Here is a 12941-nt window from a genome sequence, read left to right on the forward strand (position 1 = left end):
TTGAAAACAGGTATTCTAAAATATGGAAGGATTCGAGACCTGCGAAATGACAGGGGGCTGACACAAGCGGAAATCGCAGAAATTCTGAAAGTCAAGCAGAATACGTACTGTCAGTATGAAACAGGCACTCTCAACTACCCGGTGGATGTCGTCGTAACGCTAGCGGAATATTACGGGGTCAGCGTGGATTATCTGTTGGGCCTCACGGATGAGAGGAAGCCCTATCCCAGAAAGCGGAAGCAGCCGTGAAACTGCTGGAATCCGTTCTGGACCTTCTCTTTCCGCCCAAGTGCCCTTTTTGCGGCAAAATCCTGGACCATCCCGGAATCTGTCCCGTCTGCAAAAGCACTCTTCCGTGGATTCTGGAGGGCGAAACCCTCTGGGAGCTTCCCAGCGGGGTGCGCTGCGCCGCGCCTTTATGGTATGAGGATTTGGCGCGGAAGGGACTGCTGCGGCTCAAGTTTCATGGCGTCTGCGCCGCGGCGGAACCTTTGGGTGCGCTGATCGCCCAATGTGCCGCCGAGCATTTCTCCGGCGAATTTGATACCGTTACCTGGGTTCCCGTCAGTTCCAAACGGCTGCGCCAGCGGGGCTATGACCAGGCAGAGCTGTTGGCCCGGTCTGCCTGTCGGCTCTGGCACGTCAAACCGGAGCGGCTCTTGAGCAAGCGGACCGACACCCCTGCCCAGTCCAGCCTGGAGGATGCCGCTGCACGTCGTCAGAATGTCCGGGATATCTATCAGGCGCAAAGTGCCGCCGGAAAGCGGATTTTGCTGGTGGACGACATCTGCACCACCGGGTCCACCCTGGCTGAGTGCGCCCGCACGCTGATGTCCGCTGGTGCTGAATCCGTGCTCTGCGTGGCTGTCGCCCGTACACCGCAGGAAAAAGTTCACAGTTCTGTCAAAGAATAGGGTTGCAATCGGCACTTTCTGCCGGTATAATGTTTTTTGATATGATTGCATGCGGAAAAACCGTTTATAATAAAGATAGAAACGTATGATGAGGTGGAAAAATCCATGGCAAAAGATATTGGTATCGATCTGGGGACCGCATCGGTCCTGGTTTTTGTAAAGGGCAAGGGCATTGTTCTCAATGAGCCCTCCGTGGTGGCACTAGACAAGAATACCGGCAAACTTTTAAAGGTGGGCGCCGACGCCCAGGCCATGTTAGGCCGCACCCCCGGCAACATCATTGCCATCCGCCCCCTGCGGGAGGGTGTGATCTCTGATTACGACATGACGGAGCGGATGCTCAAGGAGTTCATCCACAAGGTGGCAGGCTTCTCCTTCTTCAAGCCCCGGGTCATCATCTGCGTGCCCTCCGGTATCACAGAGGTTGAGGAGCGCGCCGTGATTGACGCTGGCATCCAGGCCGGTGCCCGAAAAGTCTACCTCATTGAGGAGCCAGTGGCGGCTGCCATCGGCGCCGGGATCGACATTGCCAAGCCGGACGGCCACATGGTGGTGGACATCGGCGGCGGCACCGCCGATATCGCGGTGATCTCCCTCTCCGGTGTGGTGGAGAGCGCTTCCATCAAGATCGCCGGCGACCAGCTCAACGAGGCGGTGGTCAAATACATGCGCCGAACCTATAACCTGTTGGTGGGCGAACGGACTGCTGAGGAGATGAAAAAGCAGATCGGCTGCGTTTTCCCCAAAGACGAAGAGGAAACCATGGACGTCAAGGGCCGCTGTCTCCTAACAGGACTTCCCAAGGTGGTTACCGTCAGCTCCACAGAGATGATGGATGCCTTTGAAGAGCCGGTGGAGCGGATTATGGAGGCCATCCACTCCGTTTTGGAGCGCACACCGCCAGAGCTGGTGGCAGATATCTCCACCAATGGCATTGTCATGACCGGCGGCGGCAGCTTGGTGTCTGGCTTTGACAAACTTGTGACTGCCCGCACCGGCATTCACACCGTTGTGGCCGAGGACGCCATCAGCTGCGTGGCCTTGGGTACCGGTAAGAGTTTGGACTCCTTGGGCGCCATGCAGGACGGAACCATGAACCTCAGCCGGCGCAAGCAGATGAACTGACAGGGCAAAATCCCCTGTATCAAAGAGGTCCGGGGCAAAGCCCCGGACCTCTTGTACGATTCACGCCGTTCCATGCTCTTTCTGTGCCTCCCACTTCAGGCGATCCGCCTCAGTAATCGACCGAAGCACTTGACAGGGGTTGCCCGCGGCCAGCACATGAGGCGGAAGGTCCCTCCTCACTACAGATCCAGCCGCCACAACGGTACCCGCACCGATGGTGACCCCAGGAAGCACCACCACATTGCCCCCCAACCACACGTCATCTCCGATAGCAATCGGCTTTCCAAATTCCAGCCCGGTGTTCCGGGTTGCCGCATCCAGGGGATGTCCGGCCGTGTACAGACACACCCGCGGGCCGAACATCACCCGGTTTCCAATGGTGATGGGGGCCACATCCAAGAAGATGCAGTCGTAGTTTGCAAAAAAGTGATCCCCGATGGAAATTTGGGTGCCATAATCACAGCGGAAGGGTGGCTCAATCCAGCTGTCCTCTCCCAGATGTCCCAGCAATTCTTGAAGAATCTGCGTCCGACTGTCCCAATCCGTGGGGTCTAGCTGGTGATAGCGCCAAGTCAGCCTCTTTGCCCGGCCTCTGGCAGCTGTGAGAGTCTCATCACCGGCATCGTACAGCTGGCCAGAGAGCATGCGCTCCCGCTCTGTCATAGGGTTCTCTCCTCTCAGTTGGTCTCCCTCAAAGTAAACCAGATTGGTGGGAAATTGTCAACGAAAAGCCTTGCAATTTTCGCTGAATTTGATATAGTGTAGGAACGGCTAGGAATGCCGCTTTCAGGAAAACATACGCAGGTGGAAGATTTCATCCAGCTGCCCCACCAAGATCAGCAGCATTGCCAGCGGAACGACAAACCGAATGCAAACAGTGAAAAAGCCGTCAATCTTTTGACTTCCGCCCAGGTGTATCTCTTCCAGGAGCGCCTTTGGCCGGAGTTCCCAGGCTACCATGAGGCTCATCAGCAGCGCTCCCAACGGCATGGCAATCCCCTCGGATACAGCGCTCATAAACTCAAGCCAGCTGCCATTGAAGGCCCCGATCACGCCAAAGGTCTTTTGAAAGGGCACCCATAGTCCATTGGTGCCCAAACCATCCGCAGCTACCACAGCTCCCTCCGCCGCGATAGCCAAACTCACCAACGCCACCACGGCAGGTCGATTTCCCCGTTTTCCACGCTCTGCAGAGCGGTCCAGGAAACAGGCGATAACCACCTCCATCAAGGAGACTGCGGAGGAAATGGCGGCAATCAGAACCAACAAATAGAAGATCGTTCCGAACAGCGGTCCAATGGCGCCCATGGAGCGGAACACATCCTGCAGTGTGACGAACAGCAGGCTGGGCCCACCCAACTGAATATCGGCCAGGGTCATCGCCCGCTCCAAGCCAGTGGCTGCGTCTAACACCGTGGCTCCAGAGCGTATCTCAACAATGCCGTTCGCGATGGCAGCTGGAATCACAGCAACTCCGGCCAGGGTGGCCACGATGGCATCCGCCGTCACAATGATGCCGGCGTTTTTAGCCAGATTCTCCCCTTTGCCCAGATAGGAGCCGTAGGTAATCATGGCTCCCATCGCCAAGGATAACGAAAAGAACATCTGACCACCCGCAGTAGCCAGAATAGACGCAAAGCCCGGTGCCTGCTGAATGAAACCTGCCTCTACCGCATAGCCGGGGAGAAACATGAATTTAAGGCCCTCCATAGCGTTGGGCAGGCTCAGCGAGCGGACAATCATAATCGCTAGCATCCCGAACAGGGCCGGCATTCCCACCTTGTTGAACCGTTCAATGCCGCCGGACACACCGCTTCTGCTAATCAGATAACACACTGCCATGAACGCCAGCATAGAGATCAGCGATCTCATGGGATGGGACAGCATCATCTGAAAGGCCTCCGCGCCGCGCTGGCTTTGCATCCCGGGGATTACCAAATGGCTCAGGTTTAGTACCATGTACTCCATACAGTAGCCGCCCAGCACGGCATAAAACCCCATCACGACAAAGGGCGAGAAGACTGCCAGCCATCCAACCCAGCGAAATCGCTTAGACAGCGCATGATATGCGCCTACGGCCCCTCTTCCCGTCTTCCGGCCCATGGCCAGCTCTCCTGCCATAATGACAAATCCTACAAAAACCGACAACAGCAGGTAGAGAATGAAAAACAAAAATCCGCCGCAGCGTCCCATTTTATAGGGGAAGCTCCAAATATTTCCCAAGCCTACGGCAGAGCCGATGGCAGCCAGTAAAAATCCGGTATTGCTTCCCCAGCTTCCTCTGTTATGCTCCATACGCTCCCTCTTTCTTCTGATGAACCATCTGTCTCTTTATTGTATGGAGTCCTATCATAAAAACTCGCAGAAATGCAATGTGAAAATTTGGGGTCTCGTCCCTGACTATCAACGCGCAAAAAGGAATGATATCATGATTCAATTTAAACCTGTAACTAAACAGGACGCCGGCAAGCTCCGGAAATACTATCAGGACTGTCAGTACGGTCTGTGCGAATATTCCGTGGGCACCAAGTTAATGTGGCGCAACCATCTCCATCCTGCCTGGGCGGAGAGCGCCGGATGTCTGGTAGTCCGCAACTACATTGATGGACAAACGGTATTTGATTACCCAGTCCCCGGTCCCGAGGGAGACGAGGATGCAGCGCTCTCTGCGATCGAGCACTACTGCATGGACCAGGGCATTTCGCCGGTGATCTCCGTGGTACCGGATTGTAAGGCGGCCCGCCTGCTGTCCCGATATCCCTATGTCTGTGTCAGTGATATCCGCACTTGGAGGGACTATATGTACTATCGCCAGGATCTGCAGCTCTTTGCAGGGCGGCGGTACTCCGGGCAGCGCAACCACATCAAAAAATTCCGCACCCAGTGGCCTAACGCCACATTCCGGCGTCTTGGCACTGCGGACTGCAACGCTATCGAGCAGTTCTGGAAGGACTATGAGACGGAATTTCCCAAGGGGGATAACGCCAAGGCCTTGAGTGAGCTGGCATTGGCCAAGAAGATGCTGCGGATGCTGGATAAGAGCTGGTTCCTGGGCGGCGGCCTCTTCGACGGGGACAAGCTCATTGCCCTGTCCCTGGCGGAAAAGTGCGGCGACACATTAATCATCCATATCGAAAAGGCTCTTTACTCCTATACTGGAGTTTATCCCACACTTGTACAAACCTTTGCCGATACCTTTGGGGAAGGCTGTCAGTGGATTAACCGGGAGGACGACGCCGCCGACCGGGGGCTTCGGACCTCCAAGCTTCAGTACGGCCCTGCCAAGCTCTCTCCCAAGTACCGCTTTGAACCGCAGAACGAGCTGCTGCGCCACGTCTCCGCGATTCCAGAGCTGAAGACAGAACGTCTGACTCTCTCTGCTCTGACCGAGGAGGATATCCCCGCCTATAACGCTCTGGTACTGGACCAGGATCGCAACCGCTGGTGGGGCTATGACGACGTGGGCGGCCTCGGCGCTCCGGTGGAGGAGCGCAGCTTCTTTGAAGTAGCCCGGAAAGATTTTGAAAACCGCCAGGCGGTAAACTTCGCTGTCCGCCTGGATGGAAAGCTGATCGGTGAGGCGGTGCTCTATCGTTTTGACTGTCAGGGCGGTGCGGAGCTGGGCTGCCGGATCAATGCCGCCTATGCCGGTCACGGATACGGCACCGAGGCCTTTGCCGCCGTGGCGGACTGGGGCCTTTACAGGGTGCATCTTGGCCGGATTGTCGCCAAGTGCTATAAGGAGAATACTGCGTCCTATCAGATGCTTTCCTCCTGCATGCGGAAAAACGGTGAGGACGAGACGTTCTATTACTTTGAAAAGCTGGTCTGAGCACTGTTTTCACAAGAGCATATGCTCCTCTTTTGATAGACAAAGTCTGCGCGCCGCAAATGCGGCGCGCAGACTTTTTGATTCTTGTTTCAGCCTTCACACTCACGCAGGTGCTCTGGTCCAAAGCTGTGGGGCAACAGTTCCGGCAGAGTAAACCGCCGTTCCTCTCCATCCCCATTGAGGCAGATGATCTCCAGTTCTGGGGAAAACTCCCGCATCACCTGCCGGCAGATGCCGCAGGGCACACAGAAATCCACTCCTTTTCCTGCGATCACAATCCGCCGAAACTGCCGCCGCCCCTCCGCTACGGCATGGGCAATGGCATTGCGCTCTGCACAGATTCCAGCCGGGTAGGAGGCGTTCTCCACATTACATCCGGTGAACACGGTTCCATCCTTACACTCCAGCGCGGCTCCCACGGGAAAATGAGAATAGGGCACATAGGCACGCTCCAGCATCGTGATGGCTGCGGCCTTGATCACTTCATCGGTCATAGCACTCCTTTCTGGCCGTCAGGCCTTGGGCGTCCAGCGGACCTCTCGCTGGGGACGCGCCTCCAGGTCAATGATATCCCGAGCGTCATAGAACTGACTGTACCATCCAATGACCTTGTCGCTGCCCCGCAGGGTGGTGCCGTCCGGGTGCAGTCGGTCACAAATAACGGCGCAGATGTCCTTTTTGATATAGCTAAAGCTCTCGATGCCCACAGAGCAGAAGACCCGGAAGCCCTGGCTCTGGAGATACCGGAAGATCGGGCCGGTATTTTGCCAGTCGTTGCCGTCAGGCCGCTCGCCATGGGGGTAGAACAGAATCGTGGTGGGACCCACGAGAGTTCCCACCTCGTCAGCCCAGCGCTCTGTATCAGCCTGAATCTCTGCAAGACTCACAGAACCGCCCAATCGGATATGTCCCCAGGTATGACTTCCAAACGTCCAGCCAGTGCGCTTGAGCTCCTCAATAATAGGTTTTACCGCTTCCCGCTCTTTCTGGCGGTTGGCCTCCTGCGCCTGCGTCCAGCTCTTGGTATCTGTCTGAGTCCGGTAGCCCAAAATACCCTCATAGCCCGTCAAACTCAGACAGCCCTTGGCCCCAAAGGGAGAGAACTCCGGGTGTTCCCGAACAAACTTATCAAGAATCGGGATGGCGTCCAGGTCCTGGGAGACCACCTCATTGCCCTGCGGGTCCTTCCCCCAGCTCCAGATCAGCCCGTCATCCCCCAGGATGAGCTTGTATGCAAAGCCGTTTTCTAACATATAAGGATAGTAGTTCGTATCATCAAAGGAGAGAATCAACGGCTTTTTCCCTTCGGGGAGATAAAGGGTATTGCGTACCATCCTGGGCTGGCCGTCCTCGCCGGCGATCTCGCTCCACACGTCGCCAATGTCCACCAGCACATAGCCTTTTTCATAGACGCTCTGCAAAATTTTGTTATATTCTCCAACCGTTACCATATAGTCGTCAATGCCGTTGGCCTGGTTATCCCCGTCAAAGGCCAGCTCCGGATAGGCCACCACTGGGTGGAAAAACAGGTGCTCCACAACGCCATCGTAAGCCGCGTAGGTGATGCCGTCCCGGACGCCGCCCTCCGGCATCACGGTTGGGTCCAGAATCTCATAGGGCTCCGGTGCCTTGGGTTCCTCTGGCTCCTCCGTCACACCGGAATCGGCAGGAGGTGCGGTATTCCCGCCACAGGAGGCAAGGGGAATCAGCATCAGCAGCACAAGCAAACCGGAAATCACACGGCGCATAAAAATATCCCTTCTCTCGAATTCTGATTGAATAGTGACAGTATAACAGAAAATTCGACAAAAGAGAACTACAAAAGGATAACAAAGAATGACAAATGCGGAGGCCCTGTCCAATCCAGCAGGGATGAAAAGCCGCAGAAGGGCCGGCAATTGTTCCAAAATGTGAAGCCAAATGCTGATATCAAATCCTGCATTTTCAAAACTTTCCTGATTTCAGTCCCATCCTCCTGGGCAGCCCTTCAGAAAAAGCAGGTGCCAGCCGCTTTTGCGGCCGGCACCTGTGGATCACCGCTTGTCTCCGGGCTTGAAAATGGCCGCCATGACAACGCCAAACACCACAGCGGCGGTAATTCCACCAGCAGTGGCGGTGAGTCCTCCGGTCAGAACCCCTAGCCACCCCTTCTGAGCCACCGCCTCCCGCACACCTTTGGCCAGGGCGTGGCCAAAACCGGTAAGAGGTACAGTGGCTCCAGCGCCGCCCCAGTCAGCAATGGGCTGGTACAGCCCTACGGCGCTGAGAATCACTCCAGCCACTACGTAGCCTGTCAGAATTCGGGCAGGCGTCAGCTTGGTTTTGTCAATCAAAATTTGTCCAATGGCACACAGCACACCTCCGCAGAGAAATGCATTCAGATACTCCATGCAGCTACACCTTCCTTACTTCTTCATTGAGATTTGCACCACGTGGCAGATCCCGGGAACGGACTCTCCCTGGAAACTGGACGTGGGTGAGAGCAGCGCTCCGGTGGGAGCGAAGAGGATATTCTTCCATTTACCCCGTCGCATTTCCGTTAGGAGGTACCCGTTGAGCACCGACGCAGAGCAGCCGCAACCGGAGGCTCCGGCGTGCATATCCTGTTTGTCCCGGTCATAGAGCAGCAATCCACAGTCCTGGAAATTCTCCCCCATGTCGATGCCGTCCTTTGCGAAGAAGTCCCGTACAATGGCATGTCCCAGTTCTCCTAGGTCTCCAGTAATCACCAGATCATAGTCCCGGGGCCCGGTGCCGGTGTCCCGGAAGAAGGCTGCGAGTGAGTCATAGGCTGCAGGCGCCATGGCTGCGCCCATATTGTTGGCGTCTGTAACACCTTTATCCACAATCTTGCCGCAGGTAATATGGGTGATATACGGTCCCTCTCCCTCCCTCGCCAGGATGGTGCAGCCAGAAGCCGTGGCGGTCCACTGGGCGGTGGGCGGACGCTGGCTGCCATAGGGCACAGGCATCCGGTACTGCCGCTCCGCCGTACAGAAGTGGGAGCTGGTCATGGCAGCACATTTGCTGGCGAAGCCGCCATCAATCATCATCGCTGCCAGAGACAGCGACTCCCCCATGGTAGAACAGGCTCCATACAGACCATAAAATGGAATTCCGAAATCCCGCAGGCCGAAGGAGGAGCCAATGCACTGGTTCAAAAGGTCTCCGGCAAAAATATAGTCCAAGTCCTTGGGCTTGAGCCCCGCCTGATCCAGCGCCCGCTGGAGCACCTTTTTCTGCATGGCAGACTCTGCCTTTTCCCAGGTCTTCTCCCCGAAAAAGGAGTCATCATTGGTCTCGTCAAAATATCCCCCTAGGGGGCCTTCCCCTTCAAATCTGCCGCCGATGTTGGCAAAAGAGATCACAGAGGGTGGGTGGGCCAGGGCAATCGTTCGCTGCCCTACTCGTTTTTCAGTCATGGAAAACCGCCTCGTTTTGATAGGATTCACCGATTCCTTGGTGGATTTTCCATAGGTTGCCCGTTTCAGGAAAAATTATGAGTCGCCTGATCGCATCCATCGGCTATCCCTTTCCGCCTGGGTTCATGGTCCCCGGATACGGCGCACTTCTGCGGTGCCCTCGTTTTCCGGCATCAGGTCATGCCTGTTCCCTCCCACATCAAAATTTGATCGTTTGGAAACAGGGGAGTTTGGCAGCATACCGCAGAGCTCTGCAGATAGTGTTCATTCCAGACAGCATGTGACCCAGGCGCCCCGCTCATGGCAGGCCTCCCGGGTCACATGCTGTCGCACTCTTCTGTTTTGCAGTCAAAATCCTCACGGTTATTCAGATCATGGCGGAAGCTCAGGAGCCTCGCATCTGCCACAAAATAGAACCATGTGTATTTTTATATTCTTTCCCCTGTCTGCCATCTGGCACAGAAATTCTCCAGCAGGCGCTCAGTTTCAAGTATAAGACCGCTCTACATGGACTACCGCGTAATACGTACCGTCCAGAGCTCGTACGGCGGTTTTGATCTTCTCTGCCACCTGAGCATCTGTTAGGCGAAAACCAAAGGGCACCACCGCATCAAAGATCAGGTTCGTGTGGGTTGCGCCGGAGACCATGCGGAAGTCGTGGATGGAGATCTCGTCATCAATGCACCGCACCAGCGCCGCCACCCGCTGGCGGGTTTCTGCGGTCACACCGTCATCCGTCACAATGGGGTCCATATGGATGACCGCCTCACAGCCCAGTTTTTCCTGCAGTTCTTTTTCCACATTATCAATCTCATCATGGATATCCAGCACATTTTCCGTAGCAGGCACCTCGGCGTGGAGGGAGATCATCACCCGCCCAGGACCATAGTCGTGGACGATCAGATCGTGAATTCCGATAATGCCCGGATGGGCCATCACCAAATCCCGGATTCTCTGGACAAACTCATGGGTGGGCGGCGTGCCCAGCAAGGGGTCTATAGTCTCCTTGGCAGACTTGGCTCCAGACCACAGAATCAAAGCCGCTACCAGCAGGCCTACCCATCCATCAATCAGTACTCCTGAAAATTGCCCCACCAGTGTGGCCGCCAGTACAGCAAACGTGGCGGCGCTGTCACTGAGGGAGTCCACAGCGGTGGCCAGCATAGCAGGGGCACTCAGTTTCTTTCCCAATGTATGGTTATAAAAAGCCATATACAGCTTCACTGCGATGGAGACACACAAAATCCCCAAAACCAGCGGACTGGAATCCACCGGTGATGGATGCAGAATCTTATCCAGGGACGATCTGCCCAGCTCAAAGCCCATCAGCAAAATCAGCATAGACACCGCCAAACCGGATAAATACTCGATCCGTCCATGTCCGAAAGGGTGGTGAACGTCCGGCTTCTGTCCTGCCAGATGGAAGCCAACCAAGGTGACAAAGGAACTGCCAGCGTCAGAGAGATTATTAAAGGCATCTGCAGTAATGGCGATGGAGCCGGACAGGGTGCCCGCCAAGAACTTCCCCCCAAACAACAGGAGGTTCAGTCCAATCCCCACTGCTCCACAAAGCATGCCGTAGCCTCTGCGAAGGTCGGCCGGGTCTTTCTTCCGTAAAAACAGCCGCGCCAGGAGAGAAATCATACCGTCGTCCTTTCTGACAGGGCAGGCAGATTCTGTCCCGCCCGGAAATACCGTTTCGTCACCAGATAGCAAAGGGGAATGAGATAGAGCAGCACACACCAGGGGATCGCCTCAATCCCCACGCCCAGCATCGAGAGGGGGACGGTAATAGCGATGCTCCACGGCACAAGCCCCGCGATCACTACGCCAGAATTTGCAATATCCATGGCCAGCTCCGTCCGGGAGGCGCCCCGGATGGCGTAGCTATCCGCCAGCAGCTGGGTGTCCAGCATCACCGTCACCGCCTGGTTGCAAAATACCATCACCAGCGCCGTACTGACCAGGGCTGTGGCCGGAAACAGTCCCAGACGCCCGGCGAGGCGCTCCACGTGCGTCTTGGCCGGGGCCAGCGCATCGATCCCCTCCAAAATTCCAGCGTACAGGCTGGTGATCAGCACAATGGTGCAGGTCTCCAGCATGGAAAGCATCCCTCCGCCTGAGAGAATCTCCCGCAGCGCTGCGCTTTTTGGCGTGTAGCCTCGGAGTGCGGCGGTCAGCGCCTCATTCAGGGGCATCCCCTGCAAAATCACCGTCAGTGCCAGCGCGATGGCGGCGCTGATGGCCATCGCCCACTTCACCGGCACGCGCAGCAACGGCAGGATCAGCATGGGCGCCGCCGGCAGCAGCACCGACCAGTGAAGTGCAAAGCCCTCTGAGAGCGCAGAGAGCACCGAGCCGTCCACGGCGGACATGGGGTTTTGCACGGAGGCCAGGGCGAACACCGCTACCGTCAATACCGTGGGAAGGGCCGCGGTCTTCAGCATTTCCCGCACGTTGTCATAGAGCCGCGTCTGAGTGCAGGCCGCCACCAGCGTAGCACAGGAGGACATAGGGGAGCAGCGGTCGCCAAAGTACGCCCCGGAGAGGATCGCCCCTGCTGCCATCGCCAAGTCCACACCGCCGGAGCGGGCCAGGGTGATGAGGACCACCCCCGCCGTGCCGGTGACGCCGTAGCTGGTGCCCAGGGCAAAGGACAGTGCCGCCGAGAGCAAAAACGCCGCCAGCAAAAAGAAGCCGGGGGCGATACCCCGGAGTCCGTAGTACAGGAAAAAGGAAATGGTCCCGGAGGCCCGCCACAGTGCCGTCACCACGCCGATCAACAAAAAGACAGGCACCACGATCAGCGCCTCCCGCCCCTGCTTCCAGGCCATCGCCGCCAGCACCCTGGCGGAAAAACCGCGCCGCAGCCCCAGTGCAAAAAACAGCCCCAGTCCCAAAAGCAGCGCCCACACCAGGGGATAGCCCACGATCAGGCAGGCTGCCACCGCGGCCAAAAATACGCCAAAGGAGAGGATCATGTCCGTCCCCCTGGGATGACCAGCTTCATGTGGCAGCACAGGTCGTCCAGATCCCGGTCCGTGGCGGCAGGCAGGCGGAGCTTTGCGCCGCACTCCCGGCACACTAGGTCCACCGCCGCACGGCGAATCTCCATGCCGTAGCGCCGGCTGCCGCAGGCACAGGTGACTCCGTCCGGCCGAGCGGCAATCTCCTTGAGCTCCGAGAGAATCTCATACATAATCACGCTGTCGGTAAAGGCTCCCTCCTCTGGCTGCTCCTTCTCCGCCAGGATGGCCAGCTCCCGCAGGTGCTTTTCCACCGTCCCCTCCGGCCCGATGAAGCAGGCGAACTGCCCCGTCTGACCGCAGGAGAGGGCCGTGGCCCCGTGGAGCATCCGCTCCGAGGAGCAGACGGCCGTGTGCGTCTCGCCGCACACGCCGCAGGGGATGGAGAGATGATACCGCTCCCCGTCGTAGCTCACCCGCAGGGCGCTCTCGCCGCATGCGCAGGCTACCTCCGCATTGGACGCCTCCAACGCAAAGATGGAGCGGGCAGCCATCACCGTCTTGCCGCATTTGGGACAGAGGTAGCCAAAGGTCCTCATCTCTTCATTCATATGCCAACACCTCGTTTTTTGTGCGCAGTCTTTAGGACCGTATTATAGCATCGCCCGGATTGTTTGTACAG

General features: G+C 57.0%; 13 protein-coding genes. 4 read left to right on the plus strand and 9 right to left on the minus strand.

From position 1 onward, the window contains the following. From KJS55_RS02190 to mreB, 3 genes are all read left to right on the plus strand, one after another. The gene (locus tag KJS55_RS02190) at positions 1-249 is read left to right on the plus strand and encodes a helix-turn-helix domain-containing protein (protein ID WP_283093697.1); all 249 of its coding nucleotides are present in this window, start codon (positions 1-3) and stop codon (positions 247-249) included. Next, complete coding sequence (locus KJS55_RS02195; RefSeq protein ID WP_213542600.1) at positions 246-914, plus strand: ComF family protein; 669 nt, start codon at positions 246-248, stop codon at positions 912-914. The genes KJS55_RS02190 and KJS55_RS02195 overlap by 4 nt, the downstream gene beginning before the upstream one ends. A 105-nt stretch (positions 915-1019) precedes the next feature. Further along, positions 1020-2039 carry a rod shape-determining protein gene (mreB, locus tag KJS55_RS02200; protein ID WP_187031657.1) on the plus strand — a complete coding sequence of 340 codons (1020 nt, stop codon included), beginning with the start codon at positions 1020-1022 and terminating at the stop codon, positions 2037-2039. 60 nt (positions 2040-2099) lie between these two features. On the opposite strand, the gene KJS55_RS02205 is transcribed toward mreB, so the two are convergent. Then, complete coding sequence (locus tag KJS55_RS02205) at positions 2100-2702, minus strand: sugar O-acetyltransferase (RefSeq protein ID WP_213542601.1); 603 nt, start codon at positions 2700-2702, stop codon at positions 2100-2102. A gap of 123 nt (positions 2703-2825) precedes the next feature. Next, positions 2826-4334 (minus strand): sodium-dependent transporter, encoded by a 1509-nt coding sequence (locus KJS55_RS02210; RefSeq protein WP_213542602.1) that lies wholly within the window; start codon positions 4332-4334, stop codon positions 2826-2828. Between the two features lie 133 nt (positions 4335-4467). On the opposite strand from KJS55_RS02210, the gene KJS55_RS02215 reads away from it, so the two are divergent. Continuing rightward, positions 4468-5871, plus strand: a complete 1404-nt coding sequence (locus tag KJS55_RS02215) for a GNAT family N-acetyltransferase (RefSeq protein ID WP_213542603.1) — start codon at positions 4468-4470, stop codon at positions 5869-5871. An 89-nt stretch (positions 5872-5960) separates the two neighbouring features. On the opposite strand, the gene cdd is transcribed toward KJS55_RS02215, so the two are convergent. From cdd to KJS55_RS02250, 7 genes are all read right to left on the minus strand, one after another. After that, positions 5961-6365, minus strand: coding sequence for a cytidine deaminase (gene cdd / locus KJS55_RS02220; RefSeq protein ID WP_187031653.1), 405 nt, complete (start codon positions 6363-6365; stop codon positions 5961-5963). 18 nt (positions 6366-6383) lie between these two features. Further along, on the minus strand, positions 6384-7619 hold the full coding sequence (locus KJS55_RS02225) for a polysaccharide deacetylase family protein (protein ID WP_187031652.1): 1236 nt from the start codon (positions 7617-7619) through the stop codon (positions 6384-6386). A gap of 285 nt (positions 7620-7904) precedes the next feature. Then, the gene (gene spoVAE, locus KJS55_RS02230; RefSeq protein WP_187031651.1) at positions 7905-8261 is read right to left on the minus strand and encodes a stage V sporulation protein AE; all 357 of its coding nucleotides are present in this window, start codon (positions 8259-8261) and stop codon (positions 7905-7907) included. A 15-nt stretch (positions 8262-8276) separates the two neighbouring features. Beyond that, positions 8277-9293, minus strand: coding sequence for a stage V sporulation protein AD (spoVAD, locus tag KJS55_RS02235; protein WP_187031649.1), 1017 nt, complete (start codon positions 9291-9293; stop codon positions 8277-8279). A 486-nt stretch (positions 9294-9779) separates the two neighbouring features. Beyond that, positions 9780-10937, minus strand: a complete 1158-nt coding sequence (locus KJS55_RS02240) for a cation diffusion facilitator family transporter (protein ID WP_187031647.1) — start codon at positions 10935-10937, stop codon at positions 9780-9782. Continuing rightward, positions 10934-12274 (minus strand): Na+/H+ antiporter NhaC family protein, encoded by a 1341-nt coding sequence (locus KJS55_RS02245; protein ID WP_213542604.1) that lies wholly within the window; start codon positions 12272-12274, stop codon positions 10934-10936. Before KJS55_RS02245 ends, KJS55_RS02240 begins: the two co-directional genes overlap by 4 nt. Next, positions 12271-12870 (minus strand): hypothetical protein, encoded by a 600-nt coding sequence (locus tag KJS55_RS02250; protein ID WP_187031642.1) that lies wholly within the window; start codon positions 12868-12870, stop codon positions 12271-12273. The genes KJS55_RS02245 and KJS55_RS02250 overlap by 4 nt, the downstream gene beginning before the upstream one ends. Positions 12871-12941 lie beyond the last annotated feature (71 nt).

The sequence above is a fragment of the Pusillibacter faecalis genome (assembly GCF_018408705.1).
GTDB lineage: Bacteria > Bacillota > Clostridia > Oscillospirales > Oscillospiraceae > Oscillibacter > Oscillibacter faecalis.

Bases quoted from the DNA above. Each gene is read 5' to 3' on its own strand.
- mreB (WP_187031657.1), top strand. From the start codon at position 1,020: ATGGCAAAAGATATTGGTATCGATCTGGGGACCGCATCGGTCCTGGTT.
- KJS55_RS02205 (WP_213542601.1), bottom strand. From the start codon at position 2,702: ATGACAGAGCGGGAGCGCATGCTCTCTGGCCAGCTGTACGATGCCGGT.
- KJS55_RS02210 (WP_213542602.1), bottom strand. From the start codon at position 4,334: ATGGAGCATAACAGAGGAAGCTGGGGAAGCAATACCGGATTTTTACTG.
- KJS55_RS02215 (WP_213542603.1), top strand. From the start codon at position 4,468: ATGATTCAATTTAAACCTGTAACTAAACAGGACGCCGGCAAGCTCCGG.
- cdd (WP_187031653.1), bottom strand. From the start codon at position 6,365: ATGACCGATGAAGTGATCAAGGCCGCAGCCATCACGATGCTGGAGCGT.
- KJS55_RS02225 (WP_187031652.1), bottom strand. From the start codon at position 7,619: ATGCGCCGTGTGATTTCCGGTTTGCTTGTGCTGCTGATGCTGATTCCC.
- spoVAE (WP_187031651.1), bottom strand. From the start codon at position 8,261: ATGGAGTATCTGAATGCATTTCTCTGCGGAGGTGTGCTGTGTGCCATT.
- spoVAD (WP_187031649.1), bottom strand. From the start codon at position 9,293: ATGACTGAAAAACGAGTAGGGCAGCGAACGATTGCCCTGGCCCACCCA.
- KJS55_RS02240 (WP_187031647.1), bottom strand. From the start codon at position 10,937: ATGATTTCTCTCCTGGCGCGGCTGTTTTTACGGAAGAAAGACCCGGCC.
- KJS55_RS02245 (WP_213542604.1), bottom strand. From the start codon at position 12,274: ATGATCCTCTCCTTTGGCGTATTTTTGGCCGCGGTGGCAGCCTGCCTG.
- KJS55_RS02250 (WP_187031642.1), bottom strand. From the start codon at position 12,870: ATGAATGAAGAGATGAGGACCTTTGGCTACCTCTGTCCCAAATGCGGC.